At 67.8% G+C, this 21692-nt stretch carries 24 protein-coding genes; 12 read left to right on the top strand and 12 right to left on the bottom strand.

The annotated features are described in order from the left end of the window. Window positions 1-53: 53 nt before the first annotated feature. The gene (gene glnII, locus ACFCV3_RS32610) at window positions 54-1073 is read right to left on the bottom strand and encodes a glutamine synthetase (RefSeq protein ID WP_376036547.1); all 1020 of its coding nucleotides are present in this window, start codon (window positions 1071-1073) and stop codon (window positions 54-56) included. 136 nt (window positions 1074-1209) lie between these two features. Here glnII and ACFCV3_RS32615 point away from each other — a divergent pair, with 136 nt between their 5' ends. Next, window positions 1210-1641 carry a hypothetical protein gene (locus ACFCV3_RS32615; protein ID WP_376036549.1) on the top strand — a complete coding sequence of 144 codons (432 nt, stop codon included), beginning with the start codon at window positions 1210-1212 and terminating at the stop codon, window positions 1639-1641. On the opposite strand, the gene ACFCV3_RS32620 is transcribed toward ACFCV3_RS32615, so the two are convergent. After that, window positions 1638-2225: a TetR/AcrR family transcriptional regulator gene (locus ACFCV3_RS32620; protein WP_376036550.1), complete on the bottom strand. Its 588-nt coding sequence runs from the start codon at window positions 2223-2225 to the stop codon at window positions 1638-1640. The genes ACFCV3_RS32615 and ACFCV3_RS32620 overlap by 4 nt on opposite strands. 110 nt (window positions 2226-2335) lie before the next feature. On the opposite strand from ACFCV3_RS32620, the gene ACFCV3_RS32625 reads away from it, so the two are divergent. After that, window positions 2336-2875, top strand: a complete 540-nt coding sequence (locus tag ACFCV3_RS32625) for a hypothetical protein (protein ID WP_376036552.1) — start codon at window positions 2336-2338, stop codon at window positions 2873-2875. Here ACFCV3_RS32625 and ACFCV3_RS32630 read toward each other — a convergent pair. Then, complete coding sequence (locus ACFCV3_RS32630) at window positions 2843-3346, bottom strand: NUDIX hydrolase (RefSeq protein WP_376036555.1); 504 nt, start codon at window positions 3344-3346, stop codon at window positions 2843-2845. The genes ACFCV3_RS32625 and ACFCV3_RS32630 overlap by 33 nt on opposite strands. Window positions 3347-3421: 75 nt before the next feature. Here ACFCV3_RS32630 and ACFCV3_RS32635 point away from each other — a divergent pair, with 75 nt between their 5' ends. After that, a complete protein-coding gene (locus ACFCV3_RS32635; protein ID WP_376036558.1) occupies window positions 3422-3988 on the top strand; it encodes a DUF664 domain-containing protein in 567 nt (188 codons plus the stop codon). Here the strand turns inward: ACFCV3_RS32635 and ACFCV3_RS32640 are convergent. From ACFCV3_RS32640 to ACFCV3_RS32660, 5 genes are all read right to left on the bottom strand, one after another. Continuing rightward, on the bottom strand, window positions 3977-4378 hold the full coding sequence (locus tag ACFCV3_RS32640; protein WP_376036561.1) for a hypothetical protein: 402 nt from the start codon (window positions 4376-4378) through the stop codon (window positions 3977-3979). The two genes, ACFCV3_RS32635 and ACFCV3_RS32640, sit on opposite strands and share 12 nt — an antisense overlap. A gap of 9 nt (window positions 4379-4387) precedes the next feature. Then, window positions 4388-6205: a heparinase II/III family protein gene (locus tag ACFCV3_RS32645; RefSeq protein ID WP_376036563.1), complete on the bottom strand. Its 1818-nt coding sequence runs from the start codon at window positions 6203-6205 to the stop codon at window positions 4388-4390. Further along, a complete protein-coding gene (locus tag ACFCV3_RS32650; RefSeq protein WP_376036566.1) occupies window positions 6205-7059 on the bottom strand; it encodes a hypothetical protein in 855 nt (284 codons plus the stop codon). The genes ACFCV3_RS32645 and ACFCV3_RS32650 overlap by 1 nt, the downstream gene beginning before the upstream one ends. 137 nt (window positions 7060-7196) lie before the next feature. Beyond that, a complete protein-coding gene (locus ACFCV3_RS32655; protein WP_376036568.1) occupies window positions 7197-8954 on the bottom strand; it encodes a heparinase II/III family protein in 1758 nt (585 codons plus the stop codon). Window positions 8955-9131: 177 nt separating this feature from the next. Then, a complete protein-coding gene (locus tag ACFCV3_RS32660) occupies window positions 9132-9506 on the bottom strand; it encodes a VOC family protein (protein WP_376036571.1) in 375 nt (124 codons plus the stop codon). Between the two features lie 168 nt (window positions 9507-9674). Here ACFCV3_RS32660 and ACFCV3_RS32665 point away from each other — a divergent pair, with 168 nt between their 5' ends. Then, on the top strand, window positions 9675-10085 hold the full coding sequence (locus tag ACFCV3_RS32665) for a VOC family protein (protein WP_376036573.1): 411 nt from the start codon (window positions 9675-9677) through the stop codon (window positions 10083-10085). A gap of 98 nt (window positions 10086-10183) precedes the next feature. Beyond that, window positions 10184-11104 carry an alpha/beta fold hydrolase gene (locus ACFCV3_RS32670; RefSeq protein WP_376036698.1) on the top strand — a complete coding sequence of 307 codons (921 nt, stop codon included), beginning with the start codon at window positions 10184-10186 and terminating at the stop codon, window positions 11102-11104. Here the strand turns inward: ACFCV3_RS32670 and ACFCV3_RS32675 are convergent. Beyond that, window positions 11075-11935 (bottom strand): LysR family transcriptional regulator, encoded by an 861-nt coding sequence (locus ACFCV3_RS32675; protein ID WP_376036575.1) that lies wholly within the window; start codon window positions 11933-11935, stop codon window positions 11075-11077. The two genes, ACFCV3_RS32670 and ACFCV3_RS32675, sit on opposite strands and share 30 nt — an antisense overlap. Window positions 11936-12038: 103 nt before the next feature. Here ACFCV3_RS32675 and ACFCV3_RS32680 point away from each other — a divergent pair, with 103 nt between their 5' ends. Both ACFCV3_RS32680 and ACFCV3_RS32685 read left to right on the top strand, forming a co-directional pair. After that, window positions 12039-12746, top strand: coding sequence for an SDR family oxidoreductase (locus ACFCV3_RS32680; RefSeq protein ID WP_376036700.1), 708 nt, complete (start codon window positions 12039-12041; stop codon window positions 12744-12746). Window positions 12747-12794: 48 nt separating this feature from the next. Beyond that, complete coding sequence (locus tag ACFCV3_RS32685; RefSeq protein WP_376036577.1) at window positions 12795-13304, top strand: DinB family protein; 510 nt, start codon at window positions 12795-12797, stop codon at window positions 13302-13304. A 36-nt stretch (window positions 13305-13340) separates the two neighbouring features. On the opposite strand, the gene ACFCV3_RS32690 is transcribed toward ACFCV3_RS32685, so the two are convergent. Continuing rightward, entirely contained in the window at window positions 13341-14297 is a 957-nt protein-coding gene (locus tag ACFCV3_RS32690) for a 2-hydroxyacid dehydrogenase (RefSeq protein WP_376036579.1), read from the bottom strand. 137 nt (window positions 14298-14434) lie between these two features. Between ACFCV3_RS32690 and ACFCV3_RS32695 the strand changes: the two genes are divergently transcribed. After that, entirely contained in the window at window positions 14435-14860 is a 426-nt protein-coding gene (locus ACFCV3_RS32695; protein ID WP_376036581.1) for a VOC family protein, read from the top strand. An 83-nt stretch (window positions 14861-14943) separates the two neighbouring features. Here ACFCV3_RS32695 and ACFCV3_RS32700 read toward each other — a convergent pair whose 3' ends face one another. Beyond that, on the bottom strand, window positions 14944-16263 hold the full coding sequence (locus tag ACFCV3_RS32700) for a Gfo/Idh/MocA family protein (RefSeq protein WP_376036583.1): 1320 nt from the start codon (window positions 16261-16263) through the stop codon (window positions 14944-14946). Between the two features lie 81 nt (window positions 16264-16344). Here ACFCV3_RS32700 and ACFCV3_RS32705 point away from each other — a divergent pair, with 81 nt between their 5' ends. After that, entirely contained in the window at window positions 16345-17460 is a 1116-nt protein-coding gene (locus tag ACFCV3_RS32705) for a LacI family DNA-binding transcriptional regulator (RefSeq protein ID WP_376036585.1), read from the top strand. Here ACFCV3_RS32705 and ACFCV3_RS32710 read toward each other — a convergent pair. Continuing rightward, a complete protein-coding gene (locus ACFCV3_RS32710) occupies window positions 17457-17945 on the bottom strand; it encodes an Lrp/AsnC family transcriptional regulator (RefSeq protein WP_376036587.1) in 489 nt (162 codons plus the stop codon). The genes ACFCV3_RS32705 and ACFCV3_RS32710 overlap by 4 nt on opposite strands. Window positions 17946-18063: 118 nt before the next feature. Between ACFCV3_RS32710 and ACFCV3_RS32715 the strand changes: the two genes are divergently transcribed. The 3 genes from ACFCV3_RS32715 to ACFCV3_RS32725 are packed head-to-tail and all read left to right on the top strand — an operon-like array spanning window position 18064 to window position 21589. Beyond that, window positions 18064-19152: a thiamine pyrophosphate-dependent dehydrogenase E1 component subunit alpha gene (locus tag ACFCV3_RS32715; protein WP_376036589.1), complete on the top strand. Its 1089-nt coding sequence runs from the start codon at window positions 18064-18066 to the stop codon at window positions 19150-19152. Window positions 19153-19154: 2 nt separating this feature from the next. Beyond that, a complete protein-coding gene (locus tag ACFCV3_RS32720) occupies window positions 19155-20141 on the top strand; it encodes an alpha-ketoacid dehydrogenase subunit beta (RefSeq protein ID WP_376036593.1) in 987 nt (328 codons plus the stop codon). After that, entirely contained in the window at window positions 20138-21589 is a 1452-nt protein-coding gene (locus ACFCV3_RS32725; protein ID WP_376036596.1) for a dihydrolipoamide acetyltransferase family protein, read from the top strand. Before ACFCV3_RS32720 ends, ACFCV3_RS32725 begins: the two co-directional genes overlap by 4 nt. Window positions 21590-21692 lie beyond the last annotated feature (103 nt).

The following is a 21692-nucleotide window of genomic DNA, read 5'->3' on the forward strand; positions in this document are numbered from 1 at the left end:
CGGCGTACCCAATATCTCCGTTCTTGAACGGTGCACTCGCCGTACGGCGAAGGTCAGACCTGGCCGGCCTTTTCGAGGGCGGCGCAGCAGGTGTTCACCAGCAGGCGGGTGACCGTGTAGGGGTCGATGTTGGCGTTGGGGCGGCGGTCTTCGATGTAGCCCTTCTTGTCCACCTCGACCTGCCACGGAATGCGCACCGAGGCGCCGCGGTCGGAGACGCCGTAGCTGTAGACGTCGTGCGGGGCGGTCTCGTGGGCACCGGTGAGGCGCTCCTCGATGCCGTGGCCGTAGCCGGCGATGTGCTCGTCGACCTTGCCCGGGGCACCGAGCGACTCGCAGGCGGTGACGATCGCGTCGTAGCCCTCGCGCATTGCCTTGGTGGAGAAGTTGGTGTGCGCACCCGCGCCGTTCCAGTCACCCTTGGCCGGCTTGGCGTCCAGGGTCGCGGCGACGTCGAACTCCTCGGCGATGCGGTAGAGCAGCCAGCGGGCCACCCACAGGTGGTCGGCGACGTCGACTGGACCGGCCGGGCCGATCTGGAACTCCCACTGACCGGGCATGACCTCGGCGTTGATACCGGAGATCGCCAGGCCGGCCTCGATACAGGCGTCCAGGTGCTTCTCGACGATCTCGCGGCCGAACACCTCGTCGGCGCCGACGCCGCAGTAGTACGGGCCTTGCGGGGCGGGGAAACCGACAGCCGGGAAGCCGAGCGGACGGCCCTCCTGGAAGAAGGTGTACTCCTGCTCGATACCGAACCAGGAGTCCTGATCGGCGTACTGGGCGGCGATCGGCAGCAGCGCGGCGCGGTGGTTGGACGGGTGCGGGGTGCCGTCGACGAGGTAGACCTCGCACAGCACCAGCTTGTGGTCGCCGCCGCGGATCGGGTCGGGGCAGGAGAAGACGGGCTTGAGCACGCAGTCCGAGTTGTCACCGGGTGCCTGGTTGGTGCTCGAACCGTCGAATCCCCAGTCCGGCAGTGCGGCGCCGTCAGCGAGAATCTTGGTCTTGGAGCGGAGCCGCGCGCTCGGCTCGGTCCCGTCGATCCAGATGTACTCGGCCTTGTAACTCAACCGTCTGTCCCTTCGTCGCGGCCGTCCCCTCAGGTGTTCCTGAACCGGCCACCATCGACAGTGTCAACGACCTGTTTCGGACCTGTTGCTCCAATGTGAACGCCGTGTGAACCGGTGCTCCGGCAGGATTCTCGGCATGGGTGTCCTGTTCGACTACTTCGCGGCGAAATCCGATGCCGAAGCCGCCGCTGTCATCGACCGCGTCGTCGGTCCGGATTCGTTGCTGCTGAAGGGCATCGACCCAGTCGTCCAACTGGGCACCCTCGAGGAGCTGCTCACCAACCGCCCGTACGACGAAGTTGCCGACGACCCGCGGAGCGGACACGTCGTGGCCGTGCGGGATCATGGTGCGCGGCTGGTGTCGACCCTCACGGACTCGCTCGCCACCGCCCTCGCCCAGGCAAGCCGTGAAGACCTCGAGCGAGTCGCGGTTCCGTGGTCGCAGACCGAAGAGTTCTGGGGCTCAGCGGACCCCGAGATCCTCGCCGACGTCCTCACCGACCTGGCCGACCTGGCTCGCCGAGCCGAAGCCAACGGCGAACGCCTCTACTGCTGGGTCTGCGTTTAGCCGTTGGTGGTGCGGTGGGCGAGTAGGCCTTCGACGCCTTGGCGGAAGGTTTCGCCTACTTGGGTTGGGTTGGTGAGGCAGCCGGCGGCCATGGCGCCGTCGCGGAGCATGACGAAGTGGCGGGCGGCGGGCTCGGGGGGTGTGTCGCCGATCTGGGCGAAGAGGGTGGTGACGGTTTCGGCGAACCAGGCGCGGTGGGCGAGGACTGCTTGGTGGACCGGGTGCTCTGCGTCGGGGTACTCCGCGACGGCGTTGAGGAAGGCGCAGCCGCGGAAGTGGCCGGAGGTGATGCCGTCGGTGATCGACTGCGCGACGGCCCGGACGATGTCGGCCGGCGGTTGGCCGCTGGTGACGGCTGCTTCGATCTGGTTGCGGTCCATCTGGTGGACGGCCTGGAGGTAGGCGACGACCAGCTCTTCCTTGCTCGGGAAGTGCCGGTAGAGGGTCGCCCGCGTCACCTTGGCCTCGGCGACGATCCGGTCGATGCCGACGGCGTGGATGCCCTCCGAGTAGAAGATGCGCGTCGCCGTCTCGAGGAGTCGCGAGCGCGCCTCGGAAACCCGGCCAGGAGAAGTCTGCACCATTCGTCCGAGCGTAGCAGGTCTAGGTAGAACGTTCTGTCTTGACAGTTATGCGACTTCTTGGCCATGCTGAGGAGATAGAACGTTCGGTCTACTTCAGTGAAGGGCGCACCGTGACCACCATCGACACCACCTCCAGTGACCTCGCCGCCGGCCTGCGCCGGTTGTACTTCGTCCGGTTCGCCTTCGCGATCGTCTGGGCGGGGCTGATGTTCGCCACCCAGTCGCGCCTCGGCCCGGTCGGGATCGCGCTGCTCGTCCTCTATCCCCTGTTCGACGTCGGCGCGGCGATCGTCGATTCGCGTTCCTCCGGCACTTCCCGCGGGCTCTCCGTGAACATCGCGATCAGCTCACTCGCCGCGATCGGCCTGGCCTTCGGCGCGGCGTCCGGCGTACCGGCGGTCCTGCGGGTGTGGGGTGCCTGGGCCGTGATCGCCGGCCTCGTCCAGCTGTTCGTCGCCCTCGGCCGCCGCAGGCTCGGCGGTCAGTGGCCGATGATCCTCAGTGGCGGACTCTCGGTCCTGGCCGGCGGCTCGTTCGTCGTCAGCGCCGGCGCCACCGACCCGGCGCTCACCAACCTCGCCGGGTACGCCGTACTCGGCGGCATCTTCTTCCTCGTCTCAGCCCTCCGCCTCGGCCGGCGTTCCAACTGACAGAGGCTCTGTCGTCCACGACCAGGTGTTGTCGGTGCAGGTGAAGGTCCAGTGGAGGGGCTCGCCGGTTTCCAGGTAGGCGACGGCCGGTACGGCGAGGGGTGGGTAGGGAAGGTTGGTGAGCAAGGCGGCAGCTTCGGCAGGTGGGAACCACCGGGCCTCGAGGATTGCGCCGTCAGGGTCGGCTACGGCAAGGGTGTCGTCTTCGATCGTGGTGGCGTAGTTCCAGGAGCTCGAGGTGAGTTCGCCGACTACCACGGTGGTTCGCCAGATGAGGTGCAGTGAGGCGGCCTTGAGGCCGGTCTCCTCAGCCAGCTCGCGGGCTGAGCCGGCTTCCGGGGTTTCGCCGGTTTCGACGCTTCCGCTGGGCAGACTCCAGCACGGCGCGTCCCACGTCTCGTACTGTTCGCGCACCAGCGCGACCCGGCCGTCGTACGTGGCCATTACTCCGCCATACCTTCGCGCTGTCATGGCTACACCTTGGCAAAGATCCGGGTGCCACGATTCCGGAAGGGGAGTGTCCGGTATCGGGTCTACGGTTTTGGTATGAGTGAAACGTGGTGGGAACCGCCGCTGGCGGGGAATGAGGTTGAGCAGCTGCTGGGAGCTTTGGAGCGGTTGCGGGCGACGTTCCGGTGGAAGGTTGATGGGCTGGATGCGGCCGGGCTGCGGGTGCGGCTCGGGGCGTCGAGTGTGACGTTGGGTGGGCTGCTGAAGCATCTGGCGGCCAACGAGGATTACATGTTCAACGTGAAGCTGCGAGGACTGCCGATCGGTGAGCCGTGGACTAGCAACGGGTGGCGGGACGACAACGACTGGGAGTTCCACTCTGCGGTCGATGACTCGCCGGAGGAGCTGTATGCGTTGTGGGACGGCGCTGTGGAGCGCTCGCGGGAGCGGGTGGCTGCGGCGTTGGCAGAGGGCGGTCTGGACCTACCTGCGCACATCAGTTGGCCTGACGGGCGGCATCCGAGTCTGCGGCGGCTGTTGTGCGATCTGATCGAGGAGTACGGGCGTCACACCGGGCATGCGGATCTGATCCGGGAGACGGTGGACGGGCGCGTCGGTGAGGACCCGCCTGCTGGTTGGCGGCCGGCTGTGTCAGTTCAGTAGCTGCAGAGCCTCGTCGTACTGGGACCTGTCGAAGACGAACGGGCCGAAGCCGCTGTAGTCCCAGTCCGGCCGGTGCGGCTGGCGGAAGCTGTCCCACGTGACGGTGTCGGCATCAGCGTGGATCTGCGCCTCTAGCGGCCAGCAACCAGTGTCACCGCAGTTACAACCGAGCAGCGCGTACGGCGTGCTGGGCTCACCGACCAGGTATGCGCGGAGGCTGCTGAACGCACCAGTGTCCAGCACCAGACCGGAGTACCCACCGGCAGGATCGAGCCCCTCGCCACGCTCGTACCGGGTGATCAGCTCGACCAGACTGACGCCGTTCACGAGCGGAACGAACTCACTGCCGCCGTCCTCCCACGGCCGAAGCTCGAACCCCACCTGTCGCATGACACCAGCCTACGCACGGCTCAACGTCCCGTCTGCTGCAATAACGACCGTGGCCCGCGCTGCGCCAACCTGCAGGTGGATGAGCGTCCGGCCAGCCCGCTGGCTCGTGGTGTAGCTGACGGCCGCAGCGGCTCGCGCAGGCACAATCACCGACAGGATCGACGCAGTCCGTCCCGATCGCTCGAACCTGACGACCGGTGCCGTACTGCGCTGGTCGATCGTTCGGTAATGCCAGCTCGACGCTATCCGGGCCGGCGTGGTCGGTTCGCCGTACGGGACCTGCAGTAGGACCGTCTTGACCGTGTCACCAGGCCGCTGCGCCACCACCGAGCCAGCGCCGTACGGCGTGACCTTTTGCCCTGCAGGCAAGTGCCACAGCGTCTCGTACTGACGCCGTACCGCAGACGCCCCGCGGTCGAGTACCACCATCAGGTCCGGATCCTTCAGCACCAGTACGCCGCGCGTCCGCCCCACATCGCGCAGTTCGTAGAACTCAGACGACTCCCGCACGTCCGAGCGAGTCAACCGAGTCGCCGACGCCCCAACTCCCGACACAGTCATCACATTGTGCGCGGACTGTCCCCTGGCCCACCGCTGCCACGCATCGCCCTTGTAACCAGCATGTCCACCGTCGACGAGCACCTCCCGCCCCAACGACGTGTACGTGAGCGACATGTGGTCGTCATGCCCATGCAGTCGCCGTACTGGCCCAAAGCGGAGGCTGTACGTCGACTCCTGGGCAAACGGCCGCTGCGTACCCCACCCGGTCCGCCCGAACACGTACCCAGCCGCAAAGACCCCGACCCGCTGGGCAGGCGGCGTACCGCGCTTCCCCGACGTACCGACGTACTCGAGGGGTGTGCGAGCGACCGGTACCGTCCGCACCACCTCAGAGTCCCCGAGCTGATGCAGTTCGCCGAGTGAGTTGGTCGCGAGCGCCAGCCAGTTCGCCTGCTGCTGCCGACGCGCTCTGATCGTCGGACTGGCGTCGACACCACACTTCCCGAGTACGTCGATCGCCCGTCCCCAGAGCGAGTAGTTGTACTGCGCATAAGCGGTCGACTGCTCATTCGTCGAGCCCTGCGGGTCGATCGCGGTCTTGATCCCGGTCGCGAGTCGATCAGCCGCAGTCCGCTTCAGATCCGCACGTCCCAGAGTGCAACCCACTCCGAACAGCGCGAGGCTCTCCTCGGTGCCGTGGTTCCAGTCACCACTCCAGTTCCGCTGCAGGTACTGCGCGTGCTGCAGCAACGCGGTATCGACCCACTTGTACGCCGGTGGCAACCGCGTGACACGCAGCCCCGACAACACGGCCTGCCGCAGGCAGATGAGCACGTTCGTCCGGTGCATGGTGGATTCAGTAGCGCCTGCGTCGTTCTGCCACGGGTAGGGGTTGTCACGCACCCAGTCGTGCGCAATCGCGTCAACGCGTTGCAGCGCACGCCGATCGCCCTTGCCTGCCGCCCGAATCCCTTGTCCCAGCCACCGCAGTGAATGCAGCCACATGTACCAGCTGGGGTTGTGAGCCGGATTGAGCCGCCAGTTCACGTTGCCACGCCCATCACCGACTTGGTACGGCGGTGTGGTGCCCCAAGCGAAGGTGTCCCGGTACAGGTTCTGCACCGGGTTCGGCCGCTCGATGCCGGAGTACGTCGCACATGTGTAGGTGTTGCGCTCGGTAGCAGCGACCGGAGCCGTCTGCGGGAGCTCCGCTCGCACAGGCTTGGCGGACGGCTCGGGGACCCGGTCCGGAACCGCCACCCATCCGATCACCACCGCAGCAGCCACCACCAGTGCCGCATGACGCGAGCGCAGGGCGGCGGACACTACTCCGCGCTTCCCAGGGCCTGCGCGATCAGCGCGTTCCGGGCGCGCTGCCCGGTGGGCTGCGTGGTGTGGATGCCGTCGCGCAGGTACTTCGTGACCTGCCCACTCCGCGCACTGAGGAACTCCGACCACCGCACCACATGCAGATTCGGGTGCCGTGCGGCCGCCTGGTCCAGCGCCTTGTTGATCAACGCGCTGTTGGCCCGATCGGCCGACTGCACAGCCGCGGACAGGCCCCACCGGTTGGCATGCACGTTCACCCAGTACACCGTCCGCTTGGGCCCGGCGATCTTCATCGCCTGCTCGACCTCGGTCGCGAACGCCGCCGGCGCGAAGATGTCGTTGGTCCCGACCGCCATCACGATCCGGTCCGGCAGCCCGTACTTCCGCGACCAGTCCGCCAGCGCATCCACCCCCGCCGACGCCGGCTGCCCCGACCAGTCGTGCACGGCGACCGGCGTACCGGTCTGTGCCGCCACCAGCTGCTCCAGCGCAGGCCCGTCCTGTACGGCGATGCTGTCGCCGAACATGAACACCCCGTCACCGCGAACCGTCGCCCGGATCTTCGCCACACTGGAGATCCGCCGACTCAGGTTCTCCCACGGTCCGAGCCGCCCCGAGCCGGATCGCCCAGCCACCGTCGGCCGAGGCCCCGGCGGCACCGCAGTCGTCTTCGGCGCAGCGCTCGGCTTCGGCTTCTTCGGAGGAGGCGGAGGCGTCGGAGTCCGGTCATCCGCCGTCCCAGCAGCCGCCACATTGACCAGCGGTTGCTCCACCTCGGACGAGGCCTGCGTCACCGCAACCGCCGTACCGCCGACCAGCGCTACCGCCGTCAGCGCTCCACTGAGCGCCATCCAACGGCCGGTAATGAGCCTCCACGGACCGACGAAGAGCACGCGGCCCGCATCCCGACGACTCAACCCGCCCTCCACAACTCAGACTTCCGACCGCCCTAACTTACCCCGCCAGGACGGCCAGAAGCCTCGCGAGCTCAGGACATCCGGATCAGCGACCCGCCACCGGTGATCCCCACCGACGTCTTCACACCGTCCACGGTGAGGTCGATCACGTACGTCGTCCCGGACATGCGGGTTTTGTAGGTGACCTTGCCGTTGGCTCGGGTCGGGATGATCAGGGAGAGGATCGAGACGGACTTGCCGGCGCGGGCGAAGATGACCGTGGAGGCCGCCTTGCGGGTGGTGATGTGCGGGAAGTGCCAGCCCTGGATCGGGTTGGTCTGGCCGGTTTTGACCAGGGTGGAGCCGGCCGGGAGGGCGCCCTTGTAGGGGAGCTGGATGAGGACGGTCCGGGTGTTTTCGCCGGCCTTGGTGGCTACGGCGGCGGAGCGGCCGGAGACGGTGGCGCGCTGGTCGGAGGGCAGGTGCCAGAGGGTCTGGAACTGCTGTGCGGTCTTGGCGGTGGCGCGGTCGAGGGTGACGACCACGTCCGGCTTGCGCAGGATCAGGACGCCGCGGGTGCGGGTGACGCCGGCAGCGGGGGCGTCGGTGAGCTCGTAGAAGTCGGCGTTGGCCCGGACCGTGGAGCGGGTCAGCTTGGTGATCGGATTGGTGTCGGCGAGCTTCGGGGTCGTCATCACGTTGTGCGCGGACGGGCCGACGATCCAGGCGCGCCAGGCTTTGTTCGAGTAGCCGGCGTACCCGGTGTCGCGGAGGATGTCGCGGCCGCGGGCCTGGTAGGTGAGGGCCGTGTGGTCGCTGTGTCCGTGCAGGACCCGCTTCGGACCGAACCGGATGCTGTACGCCGACTCGGCCGCGAACGGCGTGGTTGCGGAACCCCAGCCGGAGCGGCCGAACACGTAGCCGGCCGAGTAGATCTTGACGCGGTCCGCGGGAGCCGTGCCGGAGACGCCCTTCGTGGCGGCGTACTCGATCGGCGTGCCGGGCACGTTGCCGGTCTTCACGTACTCGGTGTCGCCGATCTGCTGCAGCATGCCGGACGGCGTGGTGGCGTGGGCGATGAAGGTCGCCAGGAGTGCGCGGCGGGCGCTGATCGTCTTGCCCGGGTCGATACCGCAGTCCTGCAGCGCCTTCGCGGCGCGGCCCCAGAGGGAGTAGTTGAACTGCGCGTAGCCGGTGGCCTGCTCGTTCGTCGCGCCCTGGGCGTCGATCGAGGTGGTGATTGCCTTACCCAACCGGTCCTGCGCGGTCTTCATGTAGTCGGTGCGGCTCAGCGTGCATCCGACACCGAACAGAGCAATGCTCTCGTCCGTACCGTGGTTGCCCGGGCCACCCCAGTAGGCGGTCATGAACTTGGCGTGGTTCACCAACACCGCGTCCAGCCAGGCGTACGCGGCCGGCAGCTTGGTGACCTTGAGGTTCTTCAGTACGGCGTGGCGCAGGCAGATCAGCACGTTCGTGCGGTGCATCGTCGCCTCGTGCGCGCCGGGGTTCGTCTTCCACGAGTACGGGTTGTCCTTCACCCAGTCCCGGGCGATCGCGGTCACGTGGGTGAGCGCGGCCTTGTCGCCGTTGCTCGCCGCGGTGATGCCCTGGCCGATCCAGCGCAGCGAGTGCAGCCACATGTACCAGCTGGGGTTGCTGTACGGGTTGGCCTTCCAGTTGATGTTGCCCTTCCCGTCACCGACCTTCGTGGCCTTGAACTTGCTCCAGATGAAGGTGTCGTTCATCACGGCGCTCAGCGGTACGGCGTCGTCGATGGTGCTGTAGCCGGGGCATGCGTAGCCGCCGGGAACAAAGGCCGCCGCGGCCGGAGTGGGGACAAGCAGCATCCCACCCACTCCTGCCGTAGTGAGCGCAAGCGAAAGTACACGTCTGAGCACGGAATCCCCTAGCTACTGGCTGCTTCCCCAGCAGCTCCCCAAAGTTCTTGACACTTCTGACGATGCTCAGCACGACGATTAAGTTGTGAGTTGCTCAAGGCAACTTGCGGAGTGGACTCTCTCGGATCAGGTGCTGCGCTCGGCCTCACTGCGCTCGACGCAGAACTCGTTCCGCTCCGGATCGAGCATGGTGACCCAGCCCGGTCCCTCGGGCGTGCGGTGGTCCTCGTGGATGCTCGCGCCGAGGCCGACCAGCCGCTCGACCTCCTCGTCCCGGGTGCGCTCGGTGGGCACCCAGTCGATGTGCACGCGGTTCTTCACCGTCTTCGACTCCGGGACGCGGATGAACAGCAGTCCCGGCACCGGGGCCGGCGCCTCGACCAGGACCTCGTCGTCCCCGGGCTCGTCGCCCTCGCCCAGCGGCCAGCCGGTCGTGGTGCTCCAGAACTGCGCGAGCTCGTAGGGGTTTTCGGCGTCGATCGTGATGTGTCGCAGGATCATCCGCAGACCCTAACTCCGAACGCAGGCCACCGGTTCCGAACGCTGGGCGTCCGGCCGGTGACGCGACGGGGTCGGTGGTTCCGGAGGGTCGCGGACTGTCGGTGGCCGGGTCTACTGTGCGATCAAGGGTGGTTCACGGGAATCTTTGCAGGGGGAAAGGGAGATCTGATGGCGTCTCGACTGAATCCGTACATCCAGTTCGACGGGAGTGCGCGGGAGGCTCTGGAGTTCTACCAAGGCGTCTTCGGCGGTGAGCTGACGACGAGCACGTTCAAGGAGTTCGGTGCCGGTCACGGGCCGGACGATGACGACAAGCTGATGCACGGCCAGCTGGAGAGCCCGAACGGGTTCACCCTGATGGCGGCGGACACGCCGCAGGGGATGCCGTACAACCCGGGCGAGAACATCGCGGTCAGCCTGAGCGGTGACGACGGCGACGACCTGCGCGGGTACTACACGCAACTCTCCGACGGCGGCAAGGTCAGCGTCCCGCTGGAGAAGCAGATGTGGGGTGACGAGTTCGGCATGGTCACCGACCGGTTCGGCATCAACTGGATGTTCAACATCAGCGGCAGCTGACCAGATCCACCGCAGACCCGGCCCCTCGGCGACTCAGCCCCCGAGGGGCCGTTCTGTTCGCATCGTCGGGGAAGCAGGGGAGTGGCGAGTTGGCGGTCGTGCAGCTTCGGGACGGGCGCCTGATCGAGCTCTGGGACGGCGGTGCGCCCGGCGGGACCCCGGTGATCTTCCTGGCCGGGTGCCCGGATACCAGGCACGCGGCTTACCTGGGGGATGACGCGGCCCGCCGCCTTGGTGTGCGCCTGGTGGGTGTCAACCGGCCCGGTTACGGCCGGTCGACGAGTCACGCGTCGACCCAGTTGTCCGTGGCCGATGATGTCGTGGCCGTGGCGGATGCCTTGGGGCTCGAGCAGTTCGCGGTGGCCGGCATGTCGATCGGCGGCCCGTACGCCGTCGCCTGCGCGGTGCGGCATCCCGACCGCGTCACTGCCTTGGGCGTACTGGCGAGCCCGGCCAGCGTTCCGGAGCTGGATCCGCCGTACCATCGCGATGATCTCGACCCGGACGGCCAGTCGTTCTTCCGCCAGCTCGCGCAATCCACGCCGGAGCAGGCGATCGAGCTGATGCGGTCCGGCTTCCTGACGTACGTGGCCCAGCTCAATCCCGCCGACCCCGACGACGAGTCCCTGGTACGGCGCTTCCTGGCGGAGCTGGATCCGCACGACGCCCACGTACTGCGGGGCGCGCCCGGTGCGGTCGACGGGGTCCGGCTCGGATCGGACCGGGCGATCGCCGCTGCTGTGCGGGAGGCGTTGGTGAACCCGGACGGCTACCTCTGCGATGCCGCAATCTCCTTCCGTGCTTGGGACTTCCGCCCCGAGGAAGTTCGTTGCCCAACGCACCTTTGGTACGGCGAACGTGACACGAACGCCTCGGTTCGCAACGGGCACTGGCTGGCCGGCCGAATTCCCGATGCCACTTTGGTTGTCCATCCGGAGACGACACATCTCGCCGTCCTGCACGAGCATTGGCCGGACGTGCTGTCCGCCCTAAGCGGTCTCGCGCAGGGCGGTCGCTGAGCGGACGAGTGCTGCGACTTCCTGGGAGCGGCTGGTCGGACGCCAGGCGATCACCGTGGTGACGTCCGGTGCATCGACGACGGGCACCGCGATGTGCTCGGGCCACTGCCAGGCGCGGCTGGAGGCCGGGATGACGAGCAGCGCCTTCCCGAGGGCCACGAGCTGGGCCAGCTGCGACTGCGTATGGACCTCCGGGCCAGGCCCGTCCGGATAGGTGCCGTCGAGCCGCGGCCACCGCGCGATCGGTAGGTCGGGCACGTGGGTGACCTCGGCCAGGGTCAGCTGGTCGCGCGCCGCGAGCGGATGCTTCGCGGGAACGATCGCGACCTGACCCTCGACGCAGAGCTCCTCGGTGTCGAAGCCGGCGAGGTCGTCGTACGGGTGGTGCATCAGCGCAACGTCCGCACTCCCGTCGCGCAGCAGACCGGCCTGCTCGCTCACCTCGCAGAGCAGGATCTCGACCGGCGCCGCATCGGCATCGTTGCCGAGTGCGTCGAGGAGCCGCTGCAGCAGCTCGTGAGAAGCACCGGCCTTCGTCACCAGGACCAACGGTCGCTGCGGATCCGCGGCGCGCCGCGTCCGCCGGGCAGCGGCGGCGACCGCAGCGAGGGCCGTCTTGGCCTCGTCGCGCAGGACCCGGCCGGCATCGGTGAGCGCCACCCCTCGGCGGTCCCTGATGAGCAGTTGCACGCCGAGCCGGTGCTCGACCTTCCGGATCGCCCGGGACAGTGGTGGCTGGGCAATCCCGAGCCGATCGGCGGCGCGGCCGAAATGCAGCTCCTCCGCGACAGCGACGAAGTACCGCAGTTCGCGGGTCTCGAGATCGTCCACGCGACCAGCCTACGTGCCGTGATACCGGTGAGGTATCACAGTGGAGCCGATCGGTCTTGGACGTGGGGCGAGTGGTCGGCCAACCATGGGTGCTGTGAACGAGATGAAGACCGCGCTGGTCACCGGCGCGAACAAGGGAATCGGCTTCGCCATCGCCCAGGGCCTCGGGGCGCTCGGCTTCAGTGTCGCGGTCGGAGCCCGCGACGCCGTCCGACGGAAGGAGGCCGTCGAGCAGCTGCGTGCCGACGGTGTCGACGCGTTCGGCGTCGCCCTCGATGTCACGTCCGATGAGAGCGTCGCCGCCGCCGCGCAGTCTGTCGAGCAGACCGCGGGACGGCTCGACGTGCTCGTCAACAACGCCGGCATCGCCGGCCCGATCGACGACGGTGCCCAGGACCCGACCACGCTTGACCTCGAGGTGCTTCGCTACGTACTCGAGACGAATGTCTTCGGAGTCGTCCGGGTGACCAACGCGATGCTGCCGATGCTCCGGCGGGCGGCGGCGCCGCGGATCGTCAACCTGTCGAGCAACATGGGATCGCTGACTCTGCAGACCGGTCCGATCCTGGCCGCCTACACGCCCTCGAAGACGATGCTCAACAGCATCACCGCCGTCTACGCCCGTCAGTTCGCCGGCACGAACGTCATCGTGAACGCTGCCTGCCCCGGGTATGTCGCGACCGACTTCAACGGTTTCCACGGGCTGCGCACACCGCAGGAGGGGGCCGCGATCGCGATCAGGCTGGCGACTCTGCCGGACGACGGGCCGCGCGGGGGCTTCTTCGACGATGCGGGCACCGTCCCCTGGTGACCCGAAAATCAGGTTCGGCAGGGCGGGGTGGCGGGCTAACTTGAGGTCATGGGAGCGAACGACGTACTGCGGGATCCGATCCGGCACAACAACTGGGCGACCAGAAGTCTGATCCGGTTCTGCCGGGATCAGGGGCTGACGGCCGAGCAGCTCGAGGTCACGGGTGTCGGCACGTACGGCGGGATCGTGGCGACGCTGGATCACATCGTCCGTTGTGACGGGGGCTACCTGCGCCGGATCGCGGACCGGCCGCTCGACTTCGTGGACAGCGAGGCGACGCCGGACTTCGACCTGCTGGAGCAGTGGAACGACGAAGCCGGTGTGCTGTGGGAGGCGTTCCTCGAATCCCCGATCGAGGTCGAGCGGGTGCTGCACGTCGACGACAACACCCGGGGGACCCGCGTCGGTATCTTCATTGCGCAGGCGATCAATCACGCCAACCACCACCGCGAGCAGGTGTGCGCCATTCTGACGGGTTTCGGCATCGAGCCTCCTGACATCCAGGCGTGGGAGTACGCCTGGGAAACCGAACGAATCTGGGATCTCCCCACCGCCTGACCGCCCCGTGCCGGTCAGGTGAAGCAGGCCGCGGAGTCAGAGCCCTTCGGACTCCGGCACCGGCGTCAGTGCAGTGCCGTAGGCGAACCAGTTGAGCAGGTTCTCCACGACGAGGTTGCCCATGGCGATGCGGGTCGGGACCGTGGCCGAGCCGACGTGCGGCAGGAGCACCGCATTCGGCAAGGTGAGGAGGTCGGGGTGGACCTTGGGCTCGTGCTCGAAGACGTCCAGCCCGGCCGCGAGGATCGTGCCGGAGCGGAGCGCGTCGACCAGCGCCTGCTCGTCGACGACCGAACCACGGGCGACGTTGATCAGGATCCCGTCCGGCCCCAACGCCTCGAGGATCTCGGCATTGACCAGGTGGCGGGTGGAGTCGCCACCGGGGATCACCACCATCAAGGTGTCGACGTCACGTGCCAGCTCGAGCAGTGTCGGGTAGTAGGGATAGTCGACGTCCTTCTGACTGCGGTTGTGGTAGGCCACCGAGATGCCGAACGGCGTCACCCGGTCGGCGATCGCCTGGCCGATCCGGCCCAGACCGAGGATGCCCAGACGGCGGCCGTTCATCGTTGCCTTGGTCAACGGATAGGCACCGTCCTGCTGCCACTTGCCGGCCCGCAGGTAGCGCTCGGCCTGCGGTAGCTCGCGAACCGTCATCAGCAGCAGGCCGAGAGCAGTGTCCGCGACCTCGTCGTCCAGGACGCCGGGGGTGTTGGTGACCACGACACCGCGCGCGGCCGCCGCGGTGGCGTCGATCTGGTCGTAGCCGACGCCGAAGCTCGCAATGATCCGCACCGCGGGTATCCGATCGAGGAACGCGTCGTCGATCCGGCTGCCACCGGCGGCGACGGCAACGATCTCGTCGCGACGGGCGGCGAGAACCGCGTCCGGGTCGCTCTCCTCCCAGAGCTGGATCAGCTCGCAGTGACCGCTCAGGCCCTCGGCGACCGCGGTATGCATCGGTTTCGGCATCAGCACCACTGGTTGTCCCATGCGTTCCATCCTCATCGACCGATCCCGCCCGGACCAGGTACCCGGTTGCCCTTTCCCAGGAACTGGACAGGAACTGAACCGGAACCGGACCAGGTAGCGGACGTCAGGTGTCCGCCACGTTCGTGATGCTGAGATGCATGAGTCAGCACAACAGCACAGCGACCTTCCATGCGTACTTCGGCTACCGCGACGCCCCCGGCGCACTGCGCTGGTTGGAGCGTGCCTTCGGTTTCGAGACCACCATGGAGTTTCCCGATGACCAGGGCGGGATCTCGCACGCGGAGATGCGGTACGGCGGGGTCGCCTTCACTCTCTTCAGTGACCGAGCGGGCTACGACCGGCCGGTGCGCAAGGAAGACACCGTCGGGCACGGCATGTACGTCGCCCTCGAAAGTCGCGAGGAGGTGGATGCGGTGTACCGCTCTGCGATCGCGGCGGCTGCGGAGTCGATCTGGGAGCCGGCCGCGAGTGAGTGGGGCAACTATCGCTGCCGCGTGGCCGACCCCGAAGGCTACGAGTGGACCTTCGGCACCTACCGGCCGGGCCTCCCGATCGAGTGGTAGGACGCCGTACCGCAGTCCGAGTGTGTGCACCGTGCTGCCGACTGTGGCCGTCGTGTCGCTGATGTATCGAGCAAGAGGGTGAGCTAGCCGAGGTTGAGGTCGGCTACGGTGACCGGCTGGCCGGTGACGAGGGACTGGTTGGCGGCGATGCCTACTGCCACGGCGTTGATGCCGTCGTTGATGTCGGCTGCGCGAGCGAGCGGGTCGTCGCCAGGGCCTTCGAAGAGGTCGGCGTAGAGGAGGCGGTCGCCGCCGCCGTGGCCGCCGGCGGCTCGCGGGATCTCTACCTCGACTGCGGCGGTCCAGTGCTTCTGGAGCACTAGCCGTTCGCCGTCGGAGCGGATGTCGCCGGTGATCAGGTTGCCGGCCGGATAGCTCGGGTCGATGTGGGCGTCAATCACTGCGGCGCGTTCGACGACCTCCAGTTCGGCCCGGCCCTCGGTGCCGTTGACGGAGACCTTGTAGCCCTCCCAGGGGGCGTGAGCGTTCAGGGAGTAGCTGAGCCGGGCGCCGTTCGTGTACTCGGCGATGACGGCCAGGTTGTCCTCGATGGTGATGCCCGGGCCGAACACGTCCTGGTCGCGGAGGTAGCCGTCGTACTTCTCGCTCTCCAGGTACAGGCGGCGGTTGGACTCGTCGTGGCGGAGGTCCAGGAGCCACGGGTCGTCAGCCCAGTCGTCGACGGTGCCGCGCGGTGGGCGGGGGCCCAGGCCGCGGGCTGCGGCGTTCTGGTCGCCGTAGAAGGACAATGCGCCGGAGGCGAAGACCCGCGCTGGTGCGGAGGCGATCCACCAGTTGACGAGGTCGAAGTGGTGGGAGGCCTTGTGGACCAGCAGTCCGCCGGAGTTCTGCTTCTGCCGGTGCCAGCGGCGGAAGTAGTCCGCGCCGTGCCTGGTGTCGAGCACCCACTGGAACTCGACGCTGGTGACGGTACCGATGGAGCCGTCCGCGATCAGCTTGCGTAGTGCGCTGTTGCGGGGTGAGTAGCGGTAGTTGAAGGTCACGACGACGGACTTGCCGGACTCTGCCATCGCTGCAGCGATCTGGCGGGTGCCCTCGGCGTCGATGGTCAACGGCTTCTCGACGATCACATCGGCACCCGCTCGGAGGAGCCGGGAGACGACGGCCGCGTGGGTGTAGTCCGGGCTGGTGACGATCACCCGGTCGACGGACTGCTCCTTGACCATTCGCTCCAGGTCGTCAGCGCCGTACTGCGGGAGCTGGTGGCCGCCGAGCTCTTCGACGTACTGCTGGTGGAACGCGAGGCGGCCGGGGTTCGGGTCGAGCAGGGCTACCAGCTCGGCGTCGGTGGGGTGGTCCTGGAAGATCGCCCGGACGTACTCACGGGCTCGGGAGCCGGTTCCGGCGACGGCATAGCGGCGGGCCATGGCGGCTGCCCTCATCTCTACTCGTGGAGATCTACTCGTGTAGATCGAGGCTAACAACGGTCTGGGCAGGCGGTCAACGGTCGTTACGATCGGCTCATGTCGTCCCCAGTCACGCGTAACGACGTCGCGCGGTACGCCGGTGTCAGTACTGCGGTCGTGAGTTACGTCGTGAACGACGGGCCGCGCGCGGTGTCGCCCCAGGCGCGGGAGCGGGTGCTCGAGGCGATCCGCGTGCTCGGGTACCGGCCGAACGCGACAGCTCGGGCGCTGCGGACCGGGAGCACGCAGACGTTCGGACTGATCACGCCGGACGGTGGGAATCCACTGTTCGCCGAACTGGCCAAGGCGATCGACAAGGCGGCCGGCGAGCGAGGGTACGTCGTACTGCAGACGAGTGCTGACGGTGACCCGGAAACCGAGCGCACGAAGGTCGCACAGCTACTGGCCCGCCAGGTGAGCGGCCTGGTGCTGGTGACGCCATCTGAGGCACCCGACCTGGCCGGCGCCGACGTGCCCGTGGTTGTCGTCAATCGCGTGCTGCCCGGGGTGAGCTCAGTCAGTCCGCGCTACCGCGAAGGTGCACGAGCTGCTGTCGAACATCTTGTGGGGCATGGCCACACCCGCATCGCCCTGGTGATCGGAGGCCCTGGTGCTGCGGGTGGCCAAGCGGCGGGTGAGGTTGTTGTGGGGGCAGAGCCGGATCAGATGGGCGCAGGGGGTGGGGTGCCCAGGGTGACGGACGTGCGGGGCGGGGAGGTCGCACGGGTGCGCGGGGTGGAGCGGGACGCGGGTGGGCGGCGGGGTGGGGTGTCTGAGCGGGAGAAGGGCTGGCGGGAGGGGTTGCGGGGGGCTGGGGTGGCGGATGGGCCGGTGGTGAGGGTGGGGTTCAGTCGGGAGGGTGGGTATGCGGCTGGGCGGTGGTTGGTGGGGTTGGTGGAGCGGCCCACTGCTGTGTTCGCTAGTTCGGATCTGCAGGCGATCGGTGTGCTGAAGGCCGTCAGGGAGGCTGGGCTCAGGGTGCCGGAGGATGTGGCGGTGGTGGCGTTTGATGGGACGCCGGAGGCTGAGTGGTGTTGGCCGCCGTTGACTGTGGTGCGGCAGCCGGTGGAGCGGATGGCTGCTGAGGTGGTTCGGCAGTTGGTCGAGGGGACTGTTGGTGAGCCGACCGCGTATCCGACGGAGCTGGTGGTTCGGAAGTCCTGTGGGTGTTAGAGGGTGCCCAGGTCCTCGAAGATGAGGGCGGTGCGGGTGCCGAGGACTTCGGGGATGGCTTGGAGCTTTTCGAGGACTACGCGGCGGAGGCCCTCGTTGTCGGCGGCTCGGACCAGGAGGATGGCGTCGAAGTCGCCGCCTACCAGGGCCATGTGTTTGATCTCGGGGATCGCCTGGAGCTGTTCGCGGAGGGAGCGCCAGGAGCTCTGGCGGAGACTCAGCGTGACGTACGCCGAGGTGGCGAGCCCCAGCTTCAGTGGGTCCACGGTGACCGTGAAGCCGGTGATGGTGTCGGTGCTGGTGAGGCGTTCGACGCGGGCGTAGGCGTTGGCGCGGGAGATGTGTACCTGCTCCGCCAGGGCGCGGATCGAGAGCCGTCCGTCCCGGCCGAGCGCCTCGATGATCTGCCGGTCGATCTCGTCGAGTGCCGGAGCGATGACCGTCCGTCCAGGTCCGGCGTGATGCGGGATCTCGTCCTGGGACATTTGCGCTCCAAACTCGGCCTGCAGTAACCAATCGTCTCGGCATTTTCCCAGGTCTGGATCCGAATGGCCAGAAGTACGACGATGTGGCCACCGTCCGTCTCCTGCGCCTGGAGGGCTCATGACTACCGTCGAGGAGCTCTTGCTCCCCTCCGAAGAACCAGTCCGGTTGATCGACCAGGACGGGGTTCTGCACGACCATTCGTCGTACCAGCTGCCGACCGAGCAGGCCCTCGTCGACGGCTACGTTGAGTTGATCAAGGGGCGCCGGATCAACGATCAGGCCAGCGCCTTGGTCCGGCAGGGCCGGCTGGCTGTCTACCCGTCGTCGCACGGGCAGGAGGCCTGTCAGGTCGCGGCCTCGATGGTGCTGGCCGACGGGGACTGGCTGTTCCCGACATACCGCGACACGGTCACGATCGTGAGCCGCGGCGTCGACCCGATCGAGACGCTGACGCTGCTCCGTGGTGACTGGCACTCGGGCTACGACCCGTACGCCCGCAACGTCGCGCCGCAGTCCACGCCGCTCGCGACCCAGCTGACGCACGCTGTCGGCGTTGCGCATGCGGCGCGGTTGAAGGGTGAAGACACCGTGGTGATGGCGCTGTGCGGTGACGGTGCGACCAGCGAAGGTGACTTCCACGAGGCGCTGAACTTCGCGGCCGTGTTCAAGGCTCCGGTCGTCTTCTTCGTGCAGAACAACGGATTCGCGATCTCGGTGCCACTGTCCAAGCAGACCGTCGCGCCTTCCATTGCGCACAAGGGCATCGGGTACGGCGTCCCCGGAGAACGGGCCGATGGCAACGACCTTGCCGGGCTGCTCGCCGTACTGGGGCAGGCTGTCGCCAAGGCGCGCGCCGGCGAGGGACCGCAGCTCGTCGAGGCACACACCTACCGGGTGCAGGCGCACACGAACGCCGATGACGCGACGCGCTATCGGCAGGACGACGAAGTGATTCCGTGGCTGGCGAAGGATCCGATCAAGCGGCTCGAGGCCTATCTGGCCCAGGCCGGGTTGCTGGACGACGCCGTACGGCAGCGGGCCGAGGATGCGGCGACGCAGGTGGCCCAGCAGTTGCGCGACGGGTTGATGCCGGAGCCGAGTGTCGATCCGGAAGAGCTCTTCACCCACCTGTACGCCGTACCGACCCCGCAGCTGGTCGAGCAGGCCGCGTTCCTGCGCGACGAGCTGGCACGAGAGGAGGCCTGATCATGGCGCATCAGAAGATTTCGATGGCGCAGGCCTTGAACCAGGCGCTGCGGGACGCGATGACCGCCGACGATTCCGTGCTGATGTTCGGCGAGGACGTCGGGCCACTCGGCGGGGTCTTCCGGATCACCGACGGGCTGACCGCGGAGTTCGGCGAGGACCGTTGTTTCGACACCCCGCTGGCCGAGTCCGGGATCGTCGGGATGGCGATCGGGCTGGCGATGAACGGGATGCGGCCGGTGGTCGAGATGCAGTTCGACGCGTTCGGGTACCCGGCGTTCGAGCAGATCGTCTCGCATGTGGCGAAGATGCGGAACCGCACGCGCGGCCGGATCGCGCTGCCGATGGTGATCCGGATGCCGTACGCCGGTGGGATCGGTGGAGTGGAGCATCACTGTGATTCGTCGGAGGGGTACTACGCGCACACGCCGGGGCTGACGGTTGTTGCCCCGAGCACCGTTGCGGACGCGTACACGTTGTTGCGTAGGGCAATCGAATGGCCGGATCCGGTGGTGTTCATGGAGCCGAAGAAGCTCTACTGGGCCAAGGAAGAGGTCGATCTGACCGAGCCTGCGCCGGGGATCGGGACCGCCGTCGTACGGCGGGAAGGCGCGGATGCGACTCTGATTGCGTACGGGCCCGCGGTGCCGGTCGCGATGGAGGCCGCGGAGGCTGCCGCGGCCGAGGGGCGGGAGTTGACGGTCGTGGATCTGCGGTCGGTGGTGCCGTTCGACGACGAGACGGTGTGTGCTGCGGTACGGCGTACTGGGCGGGCTGTGGTCGTCGCCGAGGCGAGTGGGTTCGCGAGTGTGTCGTCGGAGATCGTTGCCCGGGTCACCGAACGGTGCTTCCACTCGTTGGCGGCGCCGGTGCGGCGGGTGACCGGGTTCGACATTCCGTATCCGCCGCCGAAGCTGGAGAAGTTCCAGCTGCCGGGGGTGGACCGGATCCTCGATGCCGTTGACGATCTGCAGTGGGAGGACTCGTGAACACGTTCCTGCTCCCGGATCTCGGGGAGGGTTTGACCGAGGGCGAGATCGTGCGCTGGCTGGTGTCGGCGGGTGATGTGGTGGCCGTGGACACCCCGGTCGTGGAGGTCGAGACGGCGAAGTCGGTCGTGGAGCTGCCCTCGCCGTACGCGGGGGTTGTCGAGGAACTGCACGGTGAGGTCGGCACGGTGATCCCGGTCGGCAAACCGCTCATCACGATTGGGGCTGAGGTCGGTGCGAGCTATCGCGAGGAGGAGCGCGCGGGGTCGGGGAATGTGCTGATCGGTTACGGGACCGGGGAGTCGGCTGGGTCTGGTCGGCGCCGGAAGCCGCGTGGAGCTGTTGTTCCTGCCGAGTCGCGGGTCTTGCGGGTGATTTCACCTCTCGTACGGCGGTTGGCGCGGGATGCTGAGGTGGATCTGCGGAGCGTGGTTGGGTCTGGGCCGGACGGACTGATTGTTCGGCGGGATGTGGAGCTGGCTATCGCACGCCGTGTTGGACATGCGGCGGGTGAGGTCGCGCGTGGTTCCGCCGCGGCCGCCGAGGAGGTTGTTAGCGAGAGCCCGGTCCCTGTGGGTGCAGGTGGGCGTGTGGCTGAGGTGGGTGTGGGGGCTGGCGCGGGAGCTGGAGTTGGCGCGGGGGTTGCCGCGGGTGTGGGGGCTGGCGCGGGAGCTGGAGTTGGCGCGGGGGTTGCCGCGGGTGTGGGAGGCGCAGGGCCGAGCGGTGCTGCGGGGGTTGACTTGCGGACTGGGTTGGGGGAGTTGCGGCGGGAGGGGATGAGTGGGTTTCGGAAGGTGGCGGCGGCGACTTTGAGTCGGAGCCGGCGGGAGATTCCGGAGGCTACTACGTGGGTTGATGTTGATGCGACGGCGCTGGTCGAGCTCAGGGAGTCGTTGCGGACGGCAACTGATTCGGGGCCGGGGTTGCTGGCTTTGATGGGGCGGTTCGTGGTGGCTGGGCTGGCCAGGTATCCGGAGCTGAACGGGTTTGTGGATACCGAGCGGGAGGAGCTTGTTCAGTTCGACGGGGTGAACCTGGGGCTGGCGGCGCAGACCGAGCGGGGGCTGGTGGTGCCCGCGGTGCCGAATGCGCACAAGTTGAGTGCGCGTGGGCTCGACGTGGAGATCCGGCGGCTGATGGAGACGGCTCGCGCCGGGCGGCTGACGCCGGACGAGCTCAACCGTGGGACGTTCACGCTGAACAACTACGGGAGTTTCGGGGTGGACGGGAGTGCGGCGATCATCAACCACCCGCAGGTGGCGATCCTGGGCGTGGGGCGGATCATCGATCGGCCCTGGGTGGTGGACGGCGAGCTCGCGGTGCGGAAGCTGACCCAGCTGTCGCTCGTGTTCGACCACAGGGTGTGTGACGGCGGCACGGCGGCAGGGTTCCTGCGGTTCGTGGCCGATGCTTTCGAGAATCCGGCGTCCGCTTTTGCGGATCTGTAACAACAGTCAGTGACGCTCCGGCGCGTCGGGGGCTGATACTTGCGCGCGGCAAGTTCCTGGCACCAGAATGCGGTGGACTCCAACACCCTGGGGGACGGAGCGC

The sequence above is a fragment of the Kribbella sp. NPDC056345 genome (assembly GCF_042262745.1).
GTDB lineage: Bacteria > Actinomycetota > Actinomycetes > Propionibacteriales > Kribbellaceae > Kribbella.

Coding starts and splice junctions, on each gene's coding strand:
- ACFCV3_RS32700 (WP_376036583.1), bottom strand. CDS start 16,263: ATGAGGGCAGCCGCCATGGCCCGCCGCTATGCCGTCGCCGGAACCGGC.
- ACFCV3_RS32715 (WP_376036589.1), top strand. CDS start 18,064: ATGACTACCGTCGAGGAGCTCTTGCTCCCCTCCGAAGAACCAGTCCGG.
- ACFCV3_RS32690 (WP_376036579.1), bottom strand. CDS start 14,297: ATGGGACAACCAGTGGTGCTGATGCCGAAACCGATGCATACCGCGGTC.
- ACFCV3_RS32615 (WP_376036549.1), top strand. CDS start 1,210: ATGGGTGTCCTGTTCGACTACTTCGCGGCGAAATCCGATGCCGAAGCC.
- ACFCV3_RS32665 (WP_376036573.1), top strand. CDS start 9,675: ATGGCGTCTCGACTGAATCCGTACATCCAGTTCGACGGGAGTGCGCGG.
- ACFCV3_RS32620 (WP_376036550.1), bottom strand. CDS start 2,225: ATGGTGCAGACTTCTCCTGGCCGGGTTTCCGAGGCGCGCTCGCGACTC.
- ACFCV3_RS32680 (WP_376036700.1), top strand. CDS start 12,039: ATGAAGACCGCGCTGGTCACCGGCGCGAACAAGGGAATCGGCTTCGCC.
- ACFCV3_RS32685 (WP_376036577.1), top strand. CDS start 12,795: ATGGGAGCGAACGACGTACTGCGGGATCCGATCCGGCACAACAACTGG.
- ACFCV3_RS32705 (WP_376036585.1), top strand. CDS start 16,345: ATGTCGTCCCCAGTCACGCGTAACGACGTCGCGCGGTACGCCGGTGTC.
- ACFCV3_RS32710 (WP_376036587.1), bottom strand. CDS start 17,945: ATGTCCCAGGACGAGATCCCGCATCACGCCGGACCTGGACGGACGGTC.
- ACFCV3_RS32650 (WP_376036566.1), bottom strand. CDS start 7,059: ATGGCGCTCAGTGGAGCGCTGACGGCGGTAGCGCTGGTCGGCGGTACG.
- ACFCV3_RS32635 (WP_376036558.1), top strand. CDS start 3,422: ATGAGTGAAACGTGGTGGGAACCGCCGCTGGCGGGGAATGAGGTTGAG.
- ACFCV3_RS32630 (WP_376036555.1), bottom strand. CDS start 3,346: ATGACAGCGCGAAGGTATGGCGGAGTAATGGCCACGTACGACGGCCGG.
- ACFCV3_RS32720 (WP_376036593.1), top strand. CDS start 19,155: ATGGCGCATCAGAAGATTTCGATGGCGCAGGCCTTGAACCAGGCGCTG.
- ACFCV3_RS32660 (WP_376036571.1), bottom strand. CDS start 9,506: ATGATCCTGCGACACATCACGATCGACGCCGAAAACCCCTACGAGCTC.
- ACFCV3_RS32655 (WP_376036568.1), bottom strand. CDS start 8,954: ATGCTGCTTGTCCCCACTCCGGCCGCGGCGGCCTTTGTTCCCGGCGGC.
- ACFCV3_RS32640 (WP_376036561.1), bottom strand. CDS start 4,378: ATGCGACAGGTGGGGTTCGAGCTTCGGCCGTGGGAGGACGGCGGCAGT.
- ACFCV3_RS32695 (WP_376036581.1), top strand. CDS start 14,435: ATGAGTCAGCACAACAGCACAGCGACCTTCCATGCGTACTTCGGCTAC.